Annotated in this window: 15 protein-coding genes; 9 read left to right on the top strand and 6 right to left on the bottom strand. The window is 42.5% G+C overall.

The genetic code is table 11. The features are described from left to right. Positions 1-350: 350 nt before the first annotated feature. From FQ084_RS10010 to FQ084_RS09980, 7 genes are all read left to right on the top strand, one after another. Positions 351-1,583, top strand: coding sequence for an acetate/propionate family kinase (locus FQ084_RS10010; RefSeq protein ID WP_149490490.1), 1,233 nt, complete (start codon positions 351-353; stop codon positions 1,581-1,583). A 90-nt stretch (positions 1,584-1,673) separates the two neighbouring features. Beyond that, positions 1,674-3,830: a phosphate acetyltransferase gene (gene pta / locus FQ084_RS10005; protein ID WP_149490489.1), complete on the top strand. Its 2,157-nt coding sequence runs from the start codon at positions 1,674-1,676 to the stop codon at positions 3,828-3,830. 197 nt (positions 3,831-4,027) lie between these two features. Beyond that, complete coding sequence (locus FQ084_RS10000; protein ID WP_149490488.1) at positions 4,028-4,912, top strand: nicotinate-nicotinamide nucleotide adenylyltransferase; 885 nt, start codon at positions 4,028-4,030, stop codon at positions 4,910-4,912. Between the two features lie 141 nt (positions 4,913-5,053). Next, a complete protein-coding gene (gene rsfS, locus FQ084_RS09995) occupies positions 5,054-5,467 on the top strand; it encodes a ribosome silencing factor (RefSeq protein WP_149490487.1) in 414 nt (137 codons plus the stop codon). Between the two features lie 264 nt (positions 5,468-5,731). Further along, positions 5,732-6,502, top strand: coding sequence for an MOSC domain-containing protein (locus tag FQ084_RS09990; protein WP_149490486.1), 771 nt, complete (start codon positions 5,732-5,734; stop codon positions 6,500-6,502). A 97-nt stretch (positions 6,503-6,599) separates the two neighbouring features. Further along, positions 6,600-7,487 (top strand): N-acetylmuramoyl-L-alanine amidase, encoded by an 888-nt coding sequence (locus tag FQ084_RS09985; protein WP_149490485.1) that lies wholly within the window; start codon positions 6,600-6,602, stop codon positions 7,485-7,487. Between the two features lie 29 nt (positions 7,488-7,516). After that, complete coding sequence (locus FQ084_RS09980) at positions 7,517-7,714, top strand: hypothetical protein (RefSeq protein ID WP_149490484.1); 198 nt, start codon at positions 7,517-7,519, stop codon at positions 7,712-7,714. 110 nt (positions 7,715-7,824) lie between these two features. On the opposite strand, the gene FQ084_RS09975 is transcribed toward FQ084_RS09980, so the two are convergent. Further along, a complete protein-coding gene (locus FQ084_RS09975; RefSeq protein ID WP_149490483.1) occupies positions 7,825-9,720 on the bottom strand; it encodes a P-loop NTPase fold protein in 1,896 nt (631 codons plus the stop codon). A gap of 207 nt (positions 9,721-9,927) precedes the next feature. After that, the gene (gene purL, locus FQ084_RS09970) at positions 9,928-13,929 is read right to left on the bottom strand and encodes a phosphoribosylformylglycinamidine synthase (protein WP_149490482.1); all 4,002 of its coding nucleotides are present in this window, start codon (positions 13,927-13,929) and stop codon (positions 9,928-9,930) included. Between the two features lie 507 nt (positions 13,930-14,436). On the opposite strand from purL, the gene FQ084_RS09965 reads away from it, so the two are divergent. Together FQ084_RS09965 and FQ084_RS09960 are read left to right on the top strand one after the other, a co-directional pair. Continuing rightward, positions 14,437-14,931 (top strand): pyridoxamine 5'-phosphate oxidase family protein, encoded by a 495-nt coding sequence (locus tag FQ084_RS09965; RefSeq protein ID WP_149490481.1) that lies wholly within the window; start codon positions 14,437-14,439, stop codon positions 14,929-14,931. A gap of 355 nt (positions 14,932-15,286) precedes the next feature. After that, positions 15,287-15,781 (top strand): pyridoxamine 5'-phosphate oxidase family protein, encoded by a 495-nt coding sequence (locus FQ084_RS09960; RefSeq protein ID WP_149490480.1) that lies wholly within the window; start codon positions 15,287-15,289, stop codon positions 15,779-15,781. Positions 15,782-15,908: 127 nt separating this feature from the next. On the opposite strand, the gene FQ084_RS09955 is transcribed toward FQ084_RS09960, so the two are convergent. From FQ084_RS09955 to FQ084_RS09940, 4 genes are all read right to left on the bottom strand, one after another. Further along, positions 15,909-16,646, bottom strand: a complete 738-nt coding sequence (locus FQ084_RS09955; protein ID WP_410477343.1) for a hypothetical protein — start codon at positions 16,644-16,646, stop codon at positions 15,909-15,911. Positions 16,647-16,937: 291 nt separating this feature from the next. Continuing rightward, complete coding sequence (gene pgsA, locus FQ084_RS09950) at positions 16,938-17,624, bottom strand: CDP-diacylglycerol--glycerol-3-phosphate 3-phosphatidyltransferase (RefSeq protein WP_149490478.1); 687 nt, start codon at positions 17,622-17,624, stop codon at positions 16,938-16,940. Between the two features lie 575 nt (positions 17,625-18,199). Then, positions 18,200-18,631, bottom strand: coding sequence for an MgtC/SapB family protein (locus FQ084_RS09945; RefSeq protein ID WP_149490477.1), 432 nt, complete (start codon positions 18,629-18,631; stop codon positions 18,200-18,202). 38 nt (positions 18,632-18,669) lie between these two features. Next, positions 18,670-19,875 (bottom strand): NAD(P)/FAD-dependent oxidoreductase, encoded by a 1,206-nt coding sequence (locus FQ084_RS09940; protein WP_149490476.1) that lies wholly within the window; start codon positions 19,873-19,875, stop codon positions 18,670-18,672. Positions 19,876-20,094 lie beyond the last annotated feature (219 nt).

The raw sequence follows: 20,094 nt of genomic DNA, 5'->3' as shown, positions 1-20,094 counted from the left end.
TGTATTCAATACTCAGTTGCTTGCTCATTAAAGCCTTATAGTTATTGTGGTATAAGCGTAAAAATATGGTACATTATACTGAACCCTTGGCGCTGTGACGAGGCGGTAGCCTGCGCTTTATCGACCCTTAACCGTACTTAAAATACAGATTTTTCAAAACAGGTATTTCAAAATCTGTAAGCGGCTTTAAAAAAGCGTCAGCCCAAGTAGGATAAAAATCAGCGATGTGATTGTTTGCGTATGTCAGCTGTTTGACGTGCTCCAGCAAGGATATGGCTGGTTTTTGTTTATCTAACCGGTGATAATCGATGACGATTCACCACTTACAAAATATAATCTAAGGATAGAGTATGAGCGCCAGCCTAACCACGACTTTTGATGACAAAAATACCGAAACATCAAACCTGACCAATCCCACCTTAGTCCTTAACTGCGGTTCTTCTTCTATCAAATACGCGCTGATTAGCGAAGACAACTCTACTCGTATCACAGGTTTGGCCGAAAACTTAGGACTCGATACTGCCCGTATCAAACACACCACCTTAAATGGTGAAAAGTTAGAAATCGCCATTGCTGGTGGTCGTCATGAACTTGCCTTGAAAAGAATCCTTGAGCTATTAGAGCAGTATCACTTTATTGCCGTCGGTCATCGCGTGGTCCATGGCGGTCGTGAATACTCAGAAGCGGTTCGGGTGAATCAACATGTGCTAGAAGAAGTGAAGCGCTTAAAAGTGCTGGCACCATTGCATAACCCCGCCAACGCTTTAGGTATCGAAGCCGTACAAGCTATTTATCCTGAGATTCCACAAGTGGTGGTATTTGACACCGCCTTCCATCAAACCATGCCTCCCGTTGCTTTCCGCTATCCGCTGCCAAAAGCCCTTTATGAAGATCACAAAATCCGTCGTTATGGCTTCCATGGCACCTCACATGCTTATGTATCAGAACGTGCCAGCGAAATTACCAGCGCGACAGGACCTCACGGTTGGCTAACGGCGCATTTAGGTAATGGCTGTTCAGCAACGGCTGTCTACGATGGCAAAAGTCTCGATACCAGTATGGGTCTGACCCCACTTGAAGGGCTAATGATGGGTACGCGCAGCGGTGATGTTGACCCAAGCTTACATATTCATCTTAAGCGTCAACTGGGCATGAGCTTGGAAGAGATTGATAAGATGCTCAATAACGAAAGCGGTCTGCTTGGTATTTCAGGCTTATCAAATGACTTGCGTACCATTGAGCAAGCAGCTAATGAAGGTCATCAAGACGCCAAGCTTGCCATTGAGATGTTCTGCTATCGGGTCGCTAAATACCTTGCTAGCTTGAGCTGCGCCCTACCTAATTTTACCGGCATTGTGTTTACGGGTGGTATCGGTGAAAACTCGGTCTCCACGCGTACGCGTATTTTAGAGATGATGCCGCATTTTGGTATTAAAGTAGATGCTGATAAAAATGCCAGCTTGGTCGGTGGTAGCGAAGGCAGTTTCCAGGCCGACGATAGCAGCATCGAGCTATGGGTTGTGCCAACTGATGAAGAATGCCGTATCGCCCAAGAGACGCGTCAAGCATTGGGCTTACTATAACGATAGTAATGCTATAAGAAGTCCTTATCGCCTCTTATAGCTCCAAGGAAGCAACCTTCTTTAAAAATATAATAAACCGTAGGATACATTATGCAAACTATTTTACTTGTGCCCATCAGCCGCGGTATCGGTGTGACGTCAGCGGCATTAGGCTTGATTCGAGCTTTTGATTATAACGGTATGAAAGCCGGCTTTATGAAGCCGTTTTTACAAGACGATACGCTGGATAAGCAAAACAGTTTAGACAGCTCAAGCGCCTTAGCGATGCATGCTTTTGGTCTTAAGCCACCCGAATCTATCAGCCGTCAACGGGTTGAGCGTATGCTTGGTGATGGCAATCTTGATGACTTGATGGAAGAAGTGGTCGTCAACTATCATACCCTCGGCGATGACTATGATGTGGTCATCTGCGAAGGCTTGGTGCCGACCACCGAAACCTCTTATGCCTCACAAATAAACCGCGCCATTGCCCATGCGCTAGATGCCAAAATCGTTTTTGTCAGCACCGCTGACACCAGTAAGCCCGCCTATTTAGCCGATAAACTTGACGTCCATGCCCGCGAATTTGGTGGTATGGCCAGTGATCGCACGCTCGGCTGCATTTTGATGCGTATACATGACTTGCCGAATACGCAAAGTGCTTTAGAAAATCAAATCGTTGCCCCTGGTGAAGCCGTCGTGCAACTAGATGAAGGCTTTATGCAAGAAGTACAGCGTCTATCACCGCATTTTAATACCGAACAGTTTCGCTTAATTGGCGTGGTACCTTTTAGCGACTCATTATCTGTAGCCCGTACGTGGGATATTGCCGCTGAACTTGATGCCACTTGGCTCAATGTTGGTGAGGCAAAATCACGCCGTATCAATCGTATCAGTTTGACGGCGCGCTCGGTTGCGCGCGTTGATGAAGTATTCAAACGTGGCACCCTTATCGTCGTACCCGGTGACCGTGATGATTTATTATTGGCAGCGGGACTTGCCTGCATCAACGGCATTCCACTGGCAGGATTGGTCTTAACTGGCGGCGTGGTACCAAGTCAAACGGTAGCTGAGCTCTGGCAATCGGCACTTAAAACTGGCATCCCCGTCATGAGCGTCGAAAGTGACAGCTATGAGACAGTACAAAGCCTCGTACACATGAGCTCAGAGATTCCAAGCGATGATACTGAGCGCGCGGAAGAAGTGGCGCGTTACGTTGCTGCACATTTGGATTTGAGCTGGATTAAAGCCTACTTTAGCCAAAATCATGAGCCGCGTTTGTCCCCATCAGCGTTCCGTCATCAGGTGGTGAAAAAAGCCCAAAATGCCAAAAAACGTATCGTGCTACCAGAAGGCTCTGAGCCGCGTACGGTCGAAGCTGCCTGTATCTGTCAAAGCCGAGGTATTGCCAATTGCGTACTACTCGCTAAGCGTAGCGATGTCGAACAAGTCGCTAAAAACCGCGACTTGGTCTTGCCAGAAGGTCTTGAAATCATCGACCCTGACACGCTTGATATGGATAAATATATCGCCGCCGTGGTCGAGCGCCGTAAAGGCAAAACCAATGCCGAAGTCGCTGCTGAATATCTAAAAGATACGGTTTATTTAGGCACGACCATGCTACAGATGGACGAAGTTGATGGTTTGGTCTCTGGTGCGATACATACGACCGCTAATACCGTCCGCCCAGCGTTCCAGTTAATTAAAACCGCGCCGCAGTATTCATTAGTGTCGTCAGTTTTCTTTATGCTGTTACCTGAGCAAGTGGTCGTCTATGGTGACTGCGCCATCAATCCAGACCCAACAGCGGAAGAGCTCGCTGAGATTGCTATTCAATCGGCGCAATCGGCAGCGGCCTTTGGTATTAACCCAAAAGTGGCGATGATAAGCTACTCAACCGGCGCTTCAGGTACGGGCGCTGACGTCGAAAAAGTCATCCGTGCGACTGAAATCGTCCGCCAGCGCGCGCCACATCTTGCGGTCGATGGACCTCTGCAATATGATGCCGCTTCGGTCATGAGTGTCGGTAAACAAAAAGCACCGGATTCTCCCGTTGCTGGACAAGCCAACGTCTTTATCTTCCCAGACCTCAATACCGGTAACACCACTTATAAAGCGGTACAACGTAGTGCTAATGTGGTCAGTGTTGGACCGATGCTGCAAGGCTTAAATAAGCCGGTCAATGACTTGTCCCGTGGTGCCTTGGTCGATGACATTATTTATACCATCGCTCTAACTGCCATCCAAGCCGATAGCGATGCAATTTAATTGCGTTAAAATTTATGAGTAATCATTCTATATTTAACCGACTATCAAAATGATGGTCGGTTTTTTTATGGCTGTTAAACGCTATAGTTAGGCCTAATAAAATCGATAAGCGCGATAAGTGGATAATCACATGTTATAGTCCATTTAAAATACATTCATCATAACCGTTTTTTTATCAGCTTTTTATTCACTTATTTATGCCAAATACTGTTAACCATCACTCTGTAACCCATACTGCCCCAGCCATTCGTGCTTATTTGGGTGGCTCATTTGATCCTGTGCATAGCGGTCATTTGCAACTGGCGATTTACGTTTATCAAAGTCTGCTACCGCTAGCTAAGCAGCAGCAACGCGAGCTACAGGTGTCATTATTGCCCAATGCGCGCTCACCCTTTAAAGAGGACAGCACCCATCCTGAGCATCGATTGGCCATGCTAAGACTGGCAACGCAAGAGACACCTTTACAAATTAATGAGCTTGAGCTGTGGCAAGCGCCGCCCGTCTATACTATCGATAGTGTGCAGATATTACGCGCCCGCTATCCAAATGACAGCCTGATATTTATCATGGGGATGGACAGTGCACGCAGTTTGGATAAATGGAAGGATGGTTTATCGCTGACCGATTATGTCAATCTATGGGTTTTTAATCGTGAGGAAAATCCTGATATTCATAAAAGATTTTCTGAAACTGATTTGCTGATCCAGTTAAAATCTCAACTTCCTGTGCCATTGCAACCTTTAGTCACTGTTTCAGCTACTGAACTGGTCATACCGCCTTTTCGACATTTAACAGATAGCCCTATCTTGAAAAATGCTTATCAAGGTCGCATTTATATAGACCCGCGTCCCGTAGCAGCGATATCAAGTACGCAAGTTCGGCAGTACCTGCATCAATCACACTCGCGAACGCCTCACTCATTACATATAAAGCACGCTGCTGAAACGCAAATCGCATTTTTACAACCAATAAATGCTATCATTAGCAATACTGCACCCAATTCATTCGCTAAATGGCTAAATCCTGCTGTTTATCAATATATTATTGCCCATCAGCTATATTCTGCTGCCCAATTCCGTTAAAATCGTCTTATACTTTTAATTTTGCCCACTTTGTGCATTTTGTCTTAAAAAAACGTCTGCCTATATGTGGCTCGTTAGAGAATGCACTGTGACGATTTACCATTTTATTTTTAATATTTACGATTCAAGAGATTACAATTTATGACCAACACCATGACTGAAGAACGCTTAGAAGAATGCTTAGCGGTAGTCGAAAACGCGCTAGACGATATGAAAGCAAAAAACATCACCGTAATGGATGTAGCAGAATTAACAGATGTGATGGAACGTATTGTCATCGCTGACGGTACTTCTAAGCGCCATGTGCGCGCGATGGCTGACAGTGTCGGCGCTGAAGCAAAGCAAGCGGGCTTTATGCCACTTGGTCGCGAAGGCGGTATCGACTCTGACTGGACCTTGATTGATTTGGGCGCTGTGGTCGTGCACATGATGACGCCAGCGGCGCGTGAGTTCTATGACTTAGAAGGTCTATGGTCATCACCGGATCAATTGGCTGAGCTGGTCGCTGTACCGCGTGAAAAGAAAACCGCTGGTCGCCGCAATAAAAATAAATAATCTTATTCATTGCCAACACTGCTTAAAAAAAGACCAGATAGCTATTCTGGTCTTTTTTTATTTAACATTTGGCATTAATAAACTTTAAATTTTTTATAACTGTTAACGTTCTGACAGAACCTGTAATGCTGAACCATTCTGAAATACGAATACCCTATAACTGAGCACACTATTAGGCTAAGATAATACACATTATTATTAATACTAGCATTGACATCGATATAGCCACTCGCCTAATGAATCACTATAGATTAGGAATCTTCCATGAGCATAGAACCTATAAACCCAAAAACGATAGCATCTTCTACTCAAAAAAATAGTACTGATTTCAATCAAGCGCTTCCGCTACATATCGCCACTCTAACCTGCGTCCGTGCTGGCAAAGCCATGCCATTCGCCCGTGAAGAGATGAGCGCGATTGATAAAGCGCCTATCAAAGCGCCTGTCGCGGTCAATTTTATGGGTCTCACCACCGATGAACAAGCCGACCGACGCCATCATGGCGGTCCACTAAAGGCGGTACATCAACTAGCAACGGCGACTTACGATAAGATTAACGCAGAGTTTGGTCTAAAAGTACGCGTTGGGACATTGGGTGAAAATTTAACCACCGAAGCAGTAAATGGTCTGCCTGCAATGGATGAGTCTACGGTGTGTATTGGTGATGTCTTTGAATATGGCAATACTGATGATAACGACAGCGTACAACTTCGTATCGTCCAACCGCGACGACCATGCTATAAAATCAATGACCAAATCGGACAATTTAGTAAAGTGCCCAATATCGCCTCTTGGGTGACTAAGCAAGGTATCGCTGGCTGGTATTTTCAGGTCGTGCGTGATGGCATGATTAGCGCTGATTTACCAGTTTATTTAATTGAACGTCCCTATCCTTTTGCAACACTTGAGACATTGTGGCAGCTATCAAATTCAAAAGAAAAATTTGCAGCGGAAGTCATTGAACCTTGGCTAAAGATTGAGTGTTTAGAAGATAGTTGGAAGACGGTACTTAAAAAGAAGATTCAGCAGGATTGAAAATAGAACCCTAGAAAACTTTATAATAATGAATACTCCTATCATCTTAAAATAAAGGTGAGCACCATCGCCCACCTTTTTTCATACAGAGCATTTCATGGTAAAAAACATTAAATCTTTAGCATTGGCATCGGTATTAACATCGTTTATGACGCTACCACTTATTAGCTGCGTATCAATTCCAACCACAGAGCCGCGCTACATCATCGATAGCGATACCTATCAAGCCCAAGGCAAGAGCGAGCGAATTAAATCCATCGTCCTGCACTATACCGTCTCAGATAATGACCGATCCATAAAGACATTGACTACAGGTCAAGTCAGCGCCCACTATCTGATTTTAGACCATAACGATGACAAGATTTATAACTTAGTACCTGAAAGTGAACGCGCTTGGCATGCTGGCGATGGTGGCTTTGCAGGTAGAATGATACTCAACGATACCTCTATCGGCATCGAGATTGTCAATAGCGGCATTAAACCTGAATATCGAGACGCTTTAAAAAACGGCAATCTCGACTACCATCCGTATGAGCACTATGTTGCATTTGATGAATTGCAGATTAAAAAAGTCGCACAATTGGTGCAAGATTTGGCAGCGAGATATAACATTTCACCAAAGAATATCATCGGTCATGCAGATATGGCACCTTCACGTAAGATTGACCCCGGTGCAAAATTCCCGTGGCAACGGCTGTATAAAGAGTATGGGATTGGTGCTTGGTATGATGAGTTTGATAAGCAATTTTTTATGCATCAAGACGCGTTTGCAGCGGCAACGATACCTGAGATTAAGCAAGCGTTTCGCGATTATGGCTATCAAATCAATGACACTGATGAATGGGATATAGACAGTCGCAATGTCGTTTATGCCTTTCAATTGCACTTCAGACCGCAGCAGCCAACGGGCGAGCTGGATTTAGAAACTTATGCTATTTTAAAGGCACTCAATAAGAAGTATGCTGGTCGTGATGACTTTTATTAATGAATAAAAAATATTAGGATATATAAGCCATGAGTAACTCTCAACCAAATGAGCAAGACGAGCTGCAGAAGTATCTAGAAGAAAAAGCCCAACAAGAGCAAGCAAAACAGCAAGAAGCTGAACCTCTCTCTGCATATGATGCTTGTGTGCTAAAGGAAAGCGCGAAGATTCATGATTTAATAGCTGAGGCTCAGAAGAAGCATAAAAAAAGTTCAGAAAATGAGTAAGCATGTGGGGTGGGTTATTTTCTAAATTTCCGTAAGGAATGTTAGGAAAATCAACCCACCATCTATATATATGCGGCGGCTTTTATACCTTGATACAAATTACGCTACTTTTAATCCGCATCACTATTATTAGTCTCATCTAAAGCTGTAATAGCAGGATTAAAGTACGCATTAATAAGATATCTAATTTGTGCCTCACTAACTTTACCTTTTCTAGATTCTATTTCATTCTCTAATAAACTCACTACTTCTCTTAACCAATCTAATTCTGGTAAAAAAACCTCAATGCTTGGCGTTTTCTTGTATCTAGATGAAATTCCTAACGCAATACTTCTTCTCGCATAGGGTTCGGTTTCAATAAAAGCTCTTACAAAATCATTTGGTGTTATATACTTTAACACTGGTTCTTTTTGGTAAATAATTACCGAACCAGTATAGTATATTTTTTTATAGAAACTATCCGCATCATTTTTTATATCTTCTAATAACTCCTTAGCAATTTCTGGTAAATTATCTGAAATCTGCTTTTTAGATACTTCAGTCATATATTCTAATAATCTTATAAACTTGCTATCGTTTCTATTACGAAACTCTAATCCAAATGTCTGCGTATCATCATAAATTTCAACATAATCAAAATGCGGTATTTCTCTCCCTTCCATAATCAAGTTATCAATATTATTTTTAGCTATTTCAAAAACTTCTTCTTTCGTCATATCTAAAAGACTGCGGTCTACAAGCTCTAAAAACAAGCCAGTTACATGCCTTATCTCACCTAATTCTTTATATTCTTTACTGCGAAACTGCTCTTTCACGATAGTTAAAAGACTATCAAAATCACTATCTCTCAAATACATAAAATGCCAGAGTTGCATCCACTCTGGTTTGTTTTCGCTATGGAAATAACGCGAACTTCTTAAGGATTCGTGTACCTTTTCATTATCGATTAACCCCTTATCAAATATATCTTTCCATACTGACTTTTCTAGCAACATATCTAAAGGATCAAACATGGGATATTTCTCTTTTAATTCTATATAGAAGCCGTCAATTTCGACCTCTTTACCGCCACCCTTATGTGCGAGTTCAGTAAAATACAAATCTTCAAGTTTATCAATATCAACAGGCGACATTTTTCCACTTTTTATCTCAAAAGAAAGCACTAAATATATAGACAACAACTCTTCGATAACATCTTCTCTTTCTCTAATATCACTAGAAACAAACTCTATTAATCTCGCGAAATCCATTAATGCTTGTCTTAGGTGTCTTAAGTTTAAATAACCAGAACGTAGATAGTAATCTTTAATTAAGTCTATATTATTATTAAAAAATTTCTGTGTAGCAGCATTTTCTATTTCATTAATAAAATTATTAATTGCTAAATCAAGGCGAGGCTGAATTTCGAAAGTTTTACCAATCAATTTTTCTTTTATACGTCTATAACTGGCTTCTTTTTTTTCCTCTTTATCAAATAACTCCTCTTCGTTAGCTATAATTATTACCTTATAACCTTGATGCTCAACGAAATAGTTGATATAGCCTAATAAGCCCTCTAAATCCATTGAAGCTCGCTCTAGGTCATCAAAAACTAAGATTAAACCTTCTGTATTACGCAAATAATCTGGTAAGTTTATATCAGGAACTTGAGATACTACACTAGCATCACTTTTGCCATCACCATCTAGATCAATCTTTAGGGTAGTTTTAAGAAGCCCTTTCCCAATTTTTCCTACTAACGCCATACCTTTAGATGATAATACAGGATGAAGCTGTCTAAAAAATTCATTTTCTATTTCTTCAAAACTAGCGACGCCATATAAACTCACATATAAGTGCGTTTTTACTCGATAGTCAGAGTTATACAGATTTCCCATCATTTCTTTTAAAAACCAAGTTTTACCGACACCCCATTTACCTTTTAGTAAAACAGCATAGTGTGGTGAATTTTTTAACTCGAAATAGTATTTCAAAAAATCTTCAATGTGTTCGTTTGAATTACTCATATATTTCTCTTTTATTTTTAAAATCTAGTCAGAGCTAAATGTACTGAGTTTATTAATATAGCAGATATCAATCTGATACTGATTACAACATAAGATAAAACGCCCCCCCCTACTTTAAAAACCTAAATCCCAAACACAAAAAAGGTGAGCCGAAGCCCACCTTTTTTTATGTTTAAAACAGTGATTTAAAACAACTTAAGCTATATCCTAACGCAACCAAGCACGAGCGTTACGGAACATACGCATCCACGCGCCGTCTTCGTCCCACTCTTCTGGTTTCCAACTGTGATTGTAAGCACGTAGCGTACGCTCAGGATGCGGCATCATGATGGTGACGCGACCGTCAGTGCTACATAGACCCGTGACACCACCGACCGAACCATTTGGATTGAGCGGATAAGTCTCAGTTGACTGACCTTGACTATCGACGAAGCGCATGGCAAGTTGACCATGTTTTGCCATACCATCGATTTCTGTCTCGTTAAGGGTGGCATAGCCTTCACCGTGGGCGATAGCGATTGGTAAGATACTGTCTTGCATACCTTTAAACAGGATAGACTTGGTGCGCTCAACTTTTACGTTGACCGTACGCGCTTCAAAGCGAGCCGATTTATTGGCGATAAAGCGTGGGAAGTTTTCCGCGCCTGGGATGAGGTCTTTTAACTGCGCCATCATCTGACAACCGTTACAGACGCCGAGTGAGAAGGTATCCGAACGGGCAAAGAAGCGCACAAACTGCATGCGCAACTCGTCATGGAACAAGATAGAGTTTGCCCAACCAGAGCCTGCGCCCAGTACGTCACCGTAACTAAAGCCACCACAAGCAACCAAACCATCGAAGTCACGTAGATTGATGCGACCGCTGAGCAAGTCGCTCATGTGGACATCGACCGCTTCAAAGCCTGCTTGAGTAAAACCTGCTGCCATTTCTGTCTGACCGTTGACGCCTTGCTCGCGCAGGATAGCGACTCTTGGTTTGTTTTCGCGGCTAGCTAGATATGGTTCTTCAACTTTTTGATTGAGATCAAAGTTTGGCGCAGCGATAAGACCTTGATGGCTGACATCGCTAATCAAGTCATATTCTTGCTGTACGCAAGCTGGGTTATCACGGCGGCGGGCGATTTGATAGCTGACCTGACTCCACTCTTGTTGCAGCTCGCTACGGCTAAAGCTAAGCGTTTTATCACCGTTTAGCGTTGGCGTTTGGATAATTAAGCTGTCTTCCTCAATGCTTTGACCGACAAGGCTAAGCATATCGCTGACATTAAATTCTACTGCCATTTGCATTAAAGCCGCGACGTTTTCTGGTAATACTTGAATAACCGCGCCCAGCTCTTCACTGAATAATTGACCCAATAAGTTGTCATCGGTCAACGACAGCTTGATACCTTGACGGCTAGTGAATTGCATCTCAGCGATAGTCGCCAGTAGTCCGCCATCACCTATATCGTGATAAGCGCTGATGACGCCTTGCGCGTTACCCGCTTGGATAAAGTTAAAGAAGTCGACCAAGTCGCTTGGCTGTGCTAAATCTGGGCAGTCGTTACCCAATTGGCTTAAAGTTTGCGCAAGGATTGAACCGCCTAAACGCAATTTTCCTTTAGACAAGTCAATACGATAGAAGGCGCTATCACCGTTAATAAGTTCAGGCGTTAAGGTTTTTGCGACATCAATAACAGGGGCAAAAGCAGTGATAACCAAGCTCATTGGTGAGACGACTGATTTATCTTGGCTACCGCTTTCAGCATTGTCGTCTGTCCAATTGGCACGCATCGATAACGAGTCTTTACCGACTGGAATAGCGATACCAAGTGCTGGGCATAGCTCTTCACCAACGGTATAGACGGCATCAAACAATGCCGCGTCTTCCGCATCATCGCCACACGCTGCCATCCAGTTTGCTGACATAGTGATATCGGATAACTGACTAATACGTGCGCCTGCGATATTGGTAATTGCTTCACCAACGGCTAAGCGTGCAGAGGCTTTTGGATTAATCAAAGCAACTGGCGTACGTTCACCGACACTCATTGCTTCACCGCTCATTGGCTGACCATCAAGCGCAATCAAGCCTGAAGCAGTAACGGCGCAATCGGCAACAGGCACTTGATAACGACCAACATACTGATCACGGACAACCATACCGGTGATAGAGCGGTCACCAATGCTAATCAAGAATGATTTGCTAGCAACGGTTGGATGACGTAATACGTCTTTGATTGATTCGGCTAGATTGACTTCGCCAAGCTCTAGAGCTGGTAAGGTACTCTCTTGACGCTCAAAACTACGCTTCATCTGCGGCGTACCACCGAGCAATACTTGCATCGGCATATCGACTGGCTGTTCTGGTAGCAATTCGTCGTTAACGACTAGCTGACGTATTTCAGTGGCTTCCCCTAAGATGGCATACGGGCAGCGCTCACGAGCACAGATGGCATCGAACTGATCTTTACTTTCAGGGCGAATTGCCAAGACATAACGCTCTTGTGCTTCGTTCGACCAGATGGCCATTGGCGACATGCCGGCTTCTAGCGATGGGATTTTACGTAGATTAAGTACTGCGCCCATTTCATGGTCATTGACCAGTTCTGGCATGGCATTTGATAGACCACCGGCACCGACGTCATGTAATGAGACGATTGGGTTGCCATCTTTACTGTTGTTACTAGCGTCAATATCGTTGCCCGCTAATGCCCAACAGCGATCGATGACTTCTTGACAGCGACGTTCCATCTCAGCGTTATCACGCTGTACAGAAGCAAAGTCCAAGCCTTCATCAAGTGAGCCGCTATCGACAGAAGAGGCCGCACCGCCACCTAGACCAATTTGCATCGCAGGACCACCAAGGACGATTAATAAATCACCTCGCTGAATGGCGTTTTTTTCAATGAGGTTGCGTTTGATATTACCGTAACCACCTGCCAGCATGATTGGCTTATGATAGCCGCGCATTTGACTGCCATCTTTTTCCGCTGAGGTATCCAATTGGAAACTACGGAAATAACCGCATAAATTTGGACGACCAAATTCATTAGAAAAGTTGGCTGAACCCAATGGTGCTTCAGTCATAATTTCAAGACTGGTTGCCATACGATCCGGCGTACCATAGTCCTGCGTACTTAATTGACCTGACTGCTCCCATTTTTCCGCAAGCTCTGGGATATGTAAGTGCGAGACGTGAAAACCCGTTAGCCCTGCTTTTGGCTTACCGCCGCGACCGGTTGCGCCTTCATCACGAATCTCACCACCAGCGCCAGTTGCTGCACCCGCATAAGGAGCTATTGCGGTTGGATGGTTATGAGTTTCAACTTTCATTAAGATATCGATTTCTTCTTGATGGAAATCGTAAGGATGCGCAGAGTTGACATCCATCGCATCAGTAGGCACAGGATAAAAACGCATACCGTCAGACCCTGCCATTACTGCGGCGTTGTCTTTATAAGCCGACAAGATACCTTGCGGATTGGCTTTATAAGTATTCTTAATCATCTGAAACAGTGACTTAGGTTGTACTGCACCATCTACTGTCCACTCTGCATTGAAAATCTTATGACGGCAATGCTCTGAGTTTGCTTGTGCAAACATCATTAGCTCAACGTCGGTCGGATTACGCTTTAGCTCATTGACATACGCATTCATCAAATAATCAATATCTTCGCTCGATAAGGCGAAACCGAATTCTGTATTGGCGGCTTCTAACGCTGCCTGACCTTCACCAATCACATCAATATGATTTAATGATGCAGGCTGCTCATCATCAAATAATTTATTCACATCATTTAAATCATAAACCAAGCTCTGGGTCATGCGGTCAAATAATAATTGCTCAGCGTCTACTGGCAGTTTATCGCCTGCCTCTCCATCGACAGTTAGCGTATAAACAATCACACGCTCGACACGATTGATCGCAATTTCACAGTTATTAAAAATATCAGTCGCTTTACTTGCCCATGGCGATATGGTGCCAAAACGTGGGCCAACGGTGACTTGTAACTGGTTGCTTTTTGGCGCGGCAAGGACAGTGGTACTGTCGACAGCAAGTAAGTCTAGTGCTTTTTTATGCTCATCACCTTCGAGTTCTCGTGATAACACATACACTTGCTGGGTATGAATCTGGCTGACATTTAGCTCGGTTTTTTGCTGAAACTGACTGATGAGTTGCTGCGTCTGAAAATCGGTAAGAAACGGTTGTCCGGCGATGGTCATCATAAAGGCATATTCCATAGGATATAGGCAATAACAGGCATCTCTGCCATGCTAAGTAAATGGTTCGCGTATTATAACAAGAAGCCCTGTAATAAGCAGGTCAAAACCAAGATAAATTGCGCAAGTGGTTAGATATAGATTTGGCAAACCGTTGCCAAACAATTAGGGCTAAATAACTGTGCTGACTTTATCTTAGCCTTGTCTTTTTGGCTTCTGTATTACCCCTCTAACTTGACACATAAGCTTTTCATCATAGAAAGCTTTAGCGTTTAACGTCACAATTTTTACTCAATCCTTATAGTCCTTACAAACACTCACATCGCATTACTGGCCACCTATATAAACAACCTACCAGTAGTCGTTATTCTAGGTAGCAGTTGCTGGCGAGTTAATTTCTTACCTATCTAAGGCTTAACCGTCTAACTAAAGATTTAATGAATTAAAAACTTAATCAATAACAATAATCCATTAACGAAAAACCAATCACTATAATGACAAAGGATAATCACCATGAGTAACCAAGAGCATATCGATAAAATTCAAGACGTTATTAAAGACATTAAATTTTCTATGATGAGTACCACCAATAAAAAAGGTGATATTCATGCTTGGCCCATGACCACTAACGAAGTCAATCTCAATAATAAAGAAATTTGGTTTATTGGTGATAAATCCTCAGACGTCGTCAAAGACATTCAAGATGATGCAAGAATCGGTCTGACTTATGCCACTCAAGATGAGAAGAACTTCGTATCTATCAGTGGTGATGCAGAACTTGTTTCGGATAAAGACAAACTAGATGAGCTATGGTCACCTGTCTATAACGCTTTTTTTGCCGATGGCAAAGAAGATGAAAACGTACAATTGATTAAGGTTGTGCCTCATGGTGCAGAATGCTGGCTCAGCGGCAGTACTGTCGTGAACATGTTCAAAATGGCGGCAGCGGCGCTACAAGAGGGTAAAACCGCTGAAGATATGGGTGAAACCTTTTCTGTCTCTTTATAAGCTATCAGTAGCGCACTGAAGGTAAATAAAAGGAAGGTAGATAAAAAGAAGATAAATAACAACGCCAGTAGCGATATGCTTACTGGCGTTTTTTTATCGCTTAAATCTTTCCTATATTTCCATAAATTCCTTTATATTTTCAATAGCATAAAAGCTTACAAAGCATCACAGCCCATTACAGAGTACCTATATAGTTTTATCGGGCAACTTCATTATATTAACAACTGATTCTACATTTATTGGGTCATTCACTAAGATTTATGAACGACGTATTATTTTACTAAAGCATAATTTCCTGACGACTTTTAAAGCCAAAATTTTTAACTTAACATTTCAATAGTAAAGGACAGCTATCATGAATAAACAAGCGCAAATGGACACCATCCAAGCGATGGTAAAAGATATTAAATACACCATGATGACCACGCGCAATGGCGAAAATCATCTGCACTCTTGCCCGATGAATACCACCGAGACCAGTATTGGCGCTAAAGAGATTTGGTTTATTGGTCATAAGCCTTCTGAGACCGTTGATAATATTAAACAAAATCCAGAAGTGAATTTGGCTTATGTCACTCAAGAATCTGATAAGTATTTATCTATTTCTGGTAGCGCTGAATTGGTTGAAGATGAAGAAAAGCTCAATGAGCTTTGGTCGGTCATGTATAACGCTTATTTTGAACAAGGCAAGGAAGATCCAAGCGTGCAACTTATCAAAGTAGTGCCACATGGTGCGGAATACTGGGCCAATGGCAATGCGATTACTAGTGCTGTCAAAATGGCAGCAGCGGCTTTGACTGATAATGCAGTTGAAAAAAGCTTAGGTGATAACTTTTCTATCAAGCTGTAATAACTTAATAATGAGTAGAAGTAAAATAAGTAATCACGAATACAAATAATAAAAACGCCAGTCGCTTATCACGATTGGCGTTTTTTATAATTCATTTAATCATGCATCAATCAGGCATGATTGATAATTATTGTGGCGGCTTTGCATATGCATTATCTGCTGGAAATGCCTTTGGCGATTTTGATTTTGGCTCAGGTCGTTTAGGCTTAGTAGGATCGTAAAGCTCATAAATGACGGTACCAATTACTCCGGTATTTTCTATAGAACCGCTATCGGTATTAGCGGCATAAGCATTGTCTGGTTTGCTGAAAATAAAGGAGGCAACCGCACTGTCACTTTTTCGGAAGCCCTCAATGACCAACTCATCATGGGGTCTTAACACGTAACCACCATCATAACGACTCGCCGTACTGCCATCAACAACATTTAAGCCATCGACACTGGCGACGATTTCGTAAGTATTGGCGCTATTATTATTATAAACCAAACGATAAGCCTGACCTGCTTTTCCTTGTAGATAGTAGTTACTACCATCACGGTAAAGTGGTAATTTGCCGTTATCAGTGGCGGCTGAAAACTCAACTTTTCCAGCGAGCAATGACATACTATTTACCGCACGCCCCTTATAATTTTTATCGGCATAGGAAACCTGCATTTGTGCAATAGGCTCGTCACTGACACGACTTAGATCGACGACGGTCACTTGAGAGTCCACATCATCACCCCACTGAGTACCCAAACGTTCTGAGGCAGTCGCATCTTGCGTTGACTCTGCCTGCATTGAATCAGCTTGCTTATTTGCCGCAGTGTCTTGGGCAGACTCTGCTTGCGTACTTTGTGCCACCTCTGCTGTTTCTTTTTGCATCGTTGGCGATGATGAACAACCCGTTAATAAGGCAAATAATAAAACGACGCTAAACGACAGCCCCTCACGTAGCTTCATGCGATACTCCTTATCTGGATTATTATTTCCATATTTTTACTTATCTATTTTGGCTATCATTTACTATTTTTAGTATATCTTAACGAGACAAACAATCAACATTTAAAACAGTCATATCAAAGTGTTAAGGCAATACTAAGAATAAAAAAACACCAGTAGTATCAAGCTACTGGTGTTTTTTACAATCAAATGGCGCCTCATAATCATGGCAAGTTAGCCACTTTGTTTTAAATAAGGCCAGGCGGCTTTTAGATAAATCATCATCGACCATAAAGTCAGAACCACTGCCGCTACCATCAATACATAGCCAATGGTTTCAAGCGATTCCCAGTTTAACAGTAAGACGGTGATGGCGATCATCTGAAAAGTAGTTTTGAGTTTACCAACATAAGAAACCGCCACACTGGTACTTTTACCGAGCTCTGCCATCCATTCACGCAATGCCGATACGGCGATTTCACGCGAGATAATCACAATCGCGGCAATAGCCATAATGATATTGGGATGCCACTGTACCAAGATAATCAGCGCGGCGGCTACCATCAACTTATCAGCGACGGGGTCTAAAAAACGTCCAAAAGCAGATACCACGTTGAGTTTGCGGGCAAAATAACCATCAAGCCAATCGGTAATCGCCGCTAAGATAAACACGCCCGTTAATAATAAGTGACGCAATAGACTATCGCTAAAGTCACTCATACCAACCTTCGCAATGACGTTATCAGAAATCGCTGGCATGCCAATCCCCATCGCAGGTGGCCAATAGGCGATCGCTACAAATAGCGGAATCATTAAAATACGCGCAATCGTTAGATTATTAGGCAGATTAAAAATGCTTTTATCATTTTGCGCCGGCAGCGGTTTTTCTTCTGGCGTGTGCAGCTGTGTACTCTCGGTCATGGCAAACCCAGTTATAATGAACAATAAGAATGTGGTTAGCTTAGCATTTTTCGGGCATGGCGTCATGCCATCTCTGTCGCTTGGTTTTGGCCTTAACAAATTATCAATCATTTTAGCCAATAAACACTTATATAGACCTTGTTATCCTACTCAGCCTTTAACGTTCATCTTAGCCACTCATAATGCCCAAAACGTAATGACATGTAAGCAAACTAGGTAAATTACTAAATTTCGGTTATGATGAAAAAGTAAAAAATACAGTTGTACACTGGAATTTGTAAGCAGATGTAAGAATTTCTTGAAATATGGGGTTTTGACATCATCTTTATATTAACAATAATAAATCTTGCTCAATTTATTTGTGACTCGTAAGCCTTAACATTAGAGCAGTTGCATGATAAGTTTTCCTCAGCCCACGACCCCTCCTTCGTGGGCTCTTTTTTTGCCTGTGCTTTACATTATTTAGTTTTATTATTTCTATGGCTTACTATTCCTATCGATTGGTATCGCTATCTCGACTGCTAAAAATGATGCCTTTCTAATAAAGTTTGTTGCATTCTAAAGGGTATCGAACATTAGAGCTTATCTTTTGATTTAAAGGGCTCTGAGAACTGCAAAATTAAAAAGCCCACAAACGATAAAATAATAGCAATCTCATAGCGACCGTAGGCCACCGAAATACCGATAGCGCCGGTATTCCATAAACTCGCTGCCGTTGCTGTGCTTTTGGAGCCTTCTTCGTTTTTAAAAATCGCCCCACCACCGATAAAACCCATGCCGGTGATAATGGCATACATGATTCTCGCCTCACCAGTCGAATCATAGATATCCATGCCTACGAGCATAAAAGCACAAGAAGCAATGGTCACTAAGGGGAAAGTTCTAAGCCCAGCGCCATTGTCTTTCATCTCACGATTGAGTGCAATCGGCAAAGAGAGAATAAAGGCAATACCCAATTGAAAAAAATGGTATTGCATCAGCTGTATATCGATATCAAATCCAAACATAGCCTACTACCTCTTTTTACTTAATTGGCGCAGATTAATTAATCCGCACTAATTAATGAGTGCGCGCAAATCCTTGCGACGGCTTGTGTTGCCATTTGATAGCAGCTTTCGATATTGCCTTGTCCACACCAATCACCACTGACAATCCATTGCTTCTCGTTATCAACCAACACTCCTAATTCGTCTTTATTAGCATTCGTGATGGTCGCAGCATAACGCCAACGATGACAGTCTACTTGGCTCGGCATACTGTCTGCATTCCAACCTAAAGCTTGCTTGGCGGCTACGAGCAACTGCGCTTTTACGGTATCAATGTCGGCATCGACATGCTGCTCCGACCAATCATTGCGCGCATCAATAGTGATGCTAGGTAATAGCTCGTTATGTGCAGGCTTTTGATGCTCGATAAATATTCTATCAAGTATAGAATTCTGTACATAAGCCACATCCCACGCCATTTCCTGACAGCTTAGCGCCTCAGGCAATGGTTGCTTATCATCCCAGCCGAGCATCAAGGTATAGCAGGCTTGCATTTGTGACTCAGTAATTTTTGTTTGTTCAGCAAAGCCCCTATCTGCCATTAGCTCTACAGCCTGAGCATTTGGCGCGGTGCAAATGACCCAATCAAAACTGCCAAGACTGTTGCCCTCTTCGTCAAATAGCTCAGTTTTCTTATTAGTTTTTCTGCTGGCTTTATTAGCGAGAGTTTGGTTATATTGAGCCAAAGGTGCAACGCGAGTTTTAAAATTGATGGTGGTATGCTGTAACTCATCGGCTAATGCTCGCCCCCAACTGGTCATCTTTGGCGTGCTGATATAGCGCGCTTGTATACTGCTCCATTGCTCTTTAGGTTGAATATCAGGTGTCTGATTATTCGCATTTATTGGGATTAAATTCACTACTTGCGCGCACCAAGGCTGTAGTAAATCCGTCTTTAACCAAGGCTTAATAAACTGCTGAAAGCTTGCACTTTTGGCGGTAAAAAACTGCGCCCCAAATGCCCATTGCCAGTTTTTATTAGTATGGCTATCGGTGCGATAACGAGTCGCTAAGCGCCCAACGCTGCGCGATTTTTCAAAAATAGTGATTTGCGGTAGCAGAGATTTGTTATCGTTTTGCTTGTCATTAATTTGGCTAAAAGCACGTTCTAATAAGGTAGCAGTAAATAGCCCCGTCAAACCCCCACCGATAATGGCAATTTTCGGCGATGATGTCTGAGTAGGTTGCAAAGAAGAGTCAGGCATAATGACAGTAAACCTTATAAAGTGTGGGGCAAAATAGGAACGATAACCGTTGTGCTATAAAAACAGCGCAGCAATTTTAGTATATTGAACCTTTAAAGCCTGCCAATATCAATATTACCTACGTAAAAAAGCCATGCTATCTTTAATAACATGGCTTTTTAGAAATTAAGCGTCAGTTTACTGAATGTTTTTTAGCAATACCCAACTGTTAATACTAAT

The organism is Psychrobacter sp. ANT_WB68 (assembly GCF_008369115.1).
Lineage (GTDB): Bacteria > Pseudomonadota > Gammaproteobacteria > Pseudomonadales > Moraxellaceae > Psychrobacter.
The sequence above is the reverse complement of the archived record's forward strand: the minus strand, read 5'-3'. Positions and strand labels throughout refer to the sequence as shown.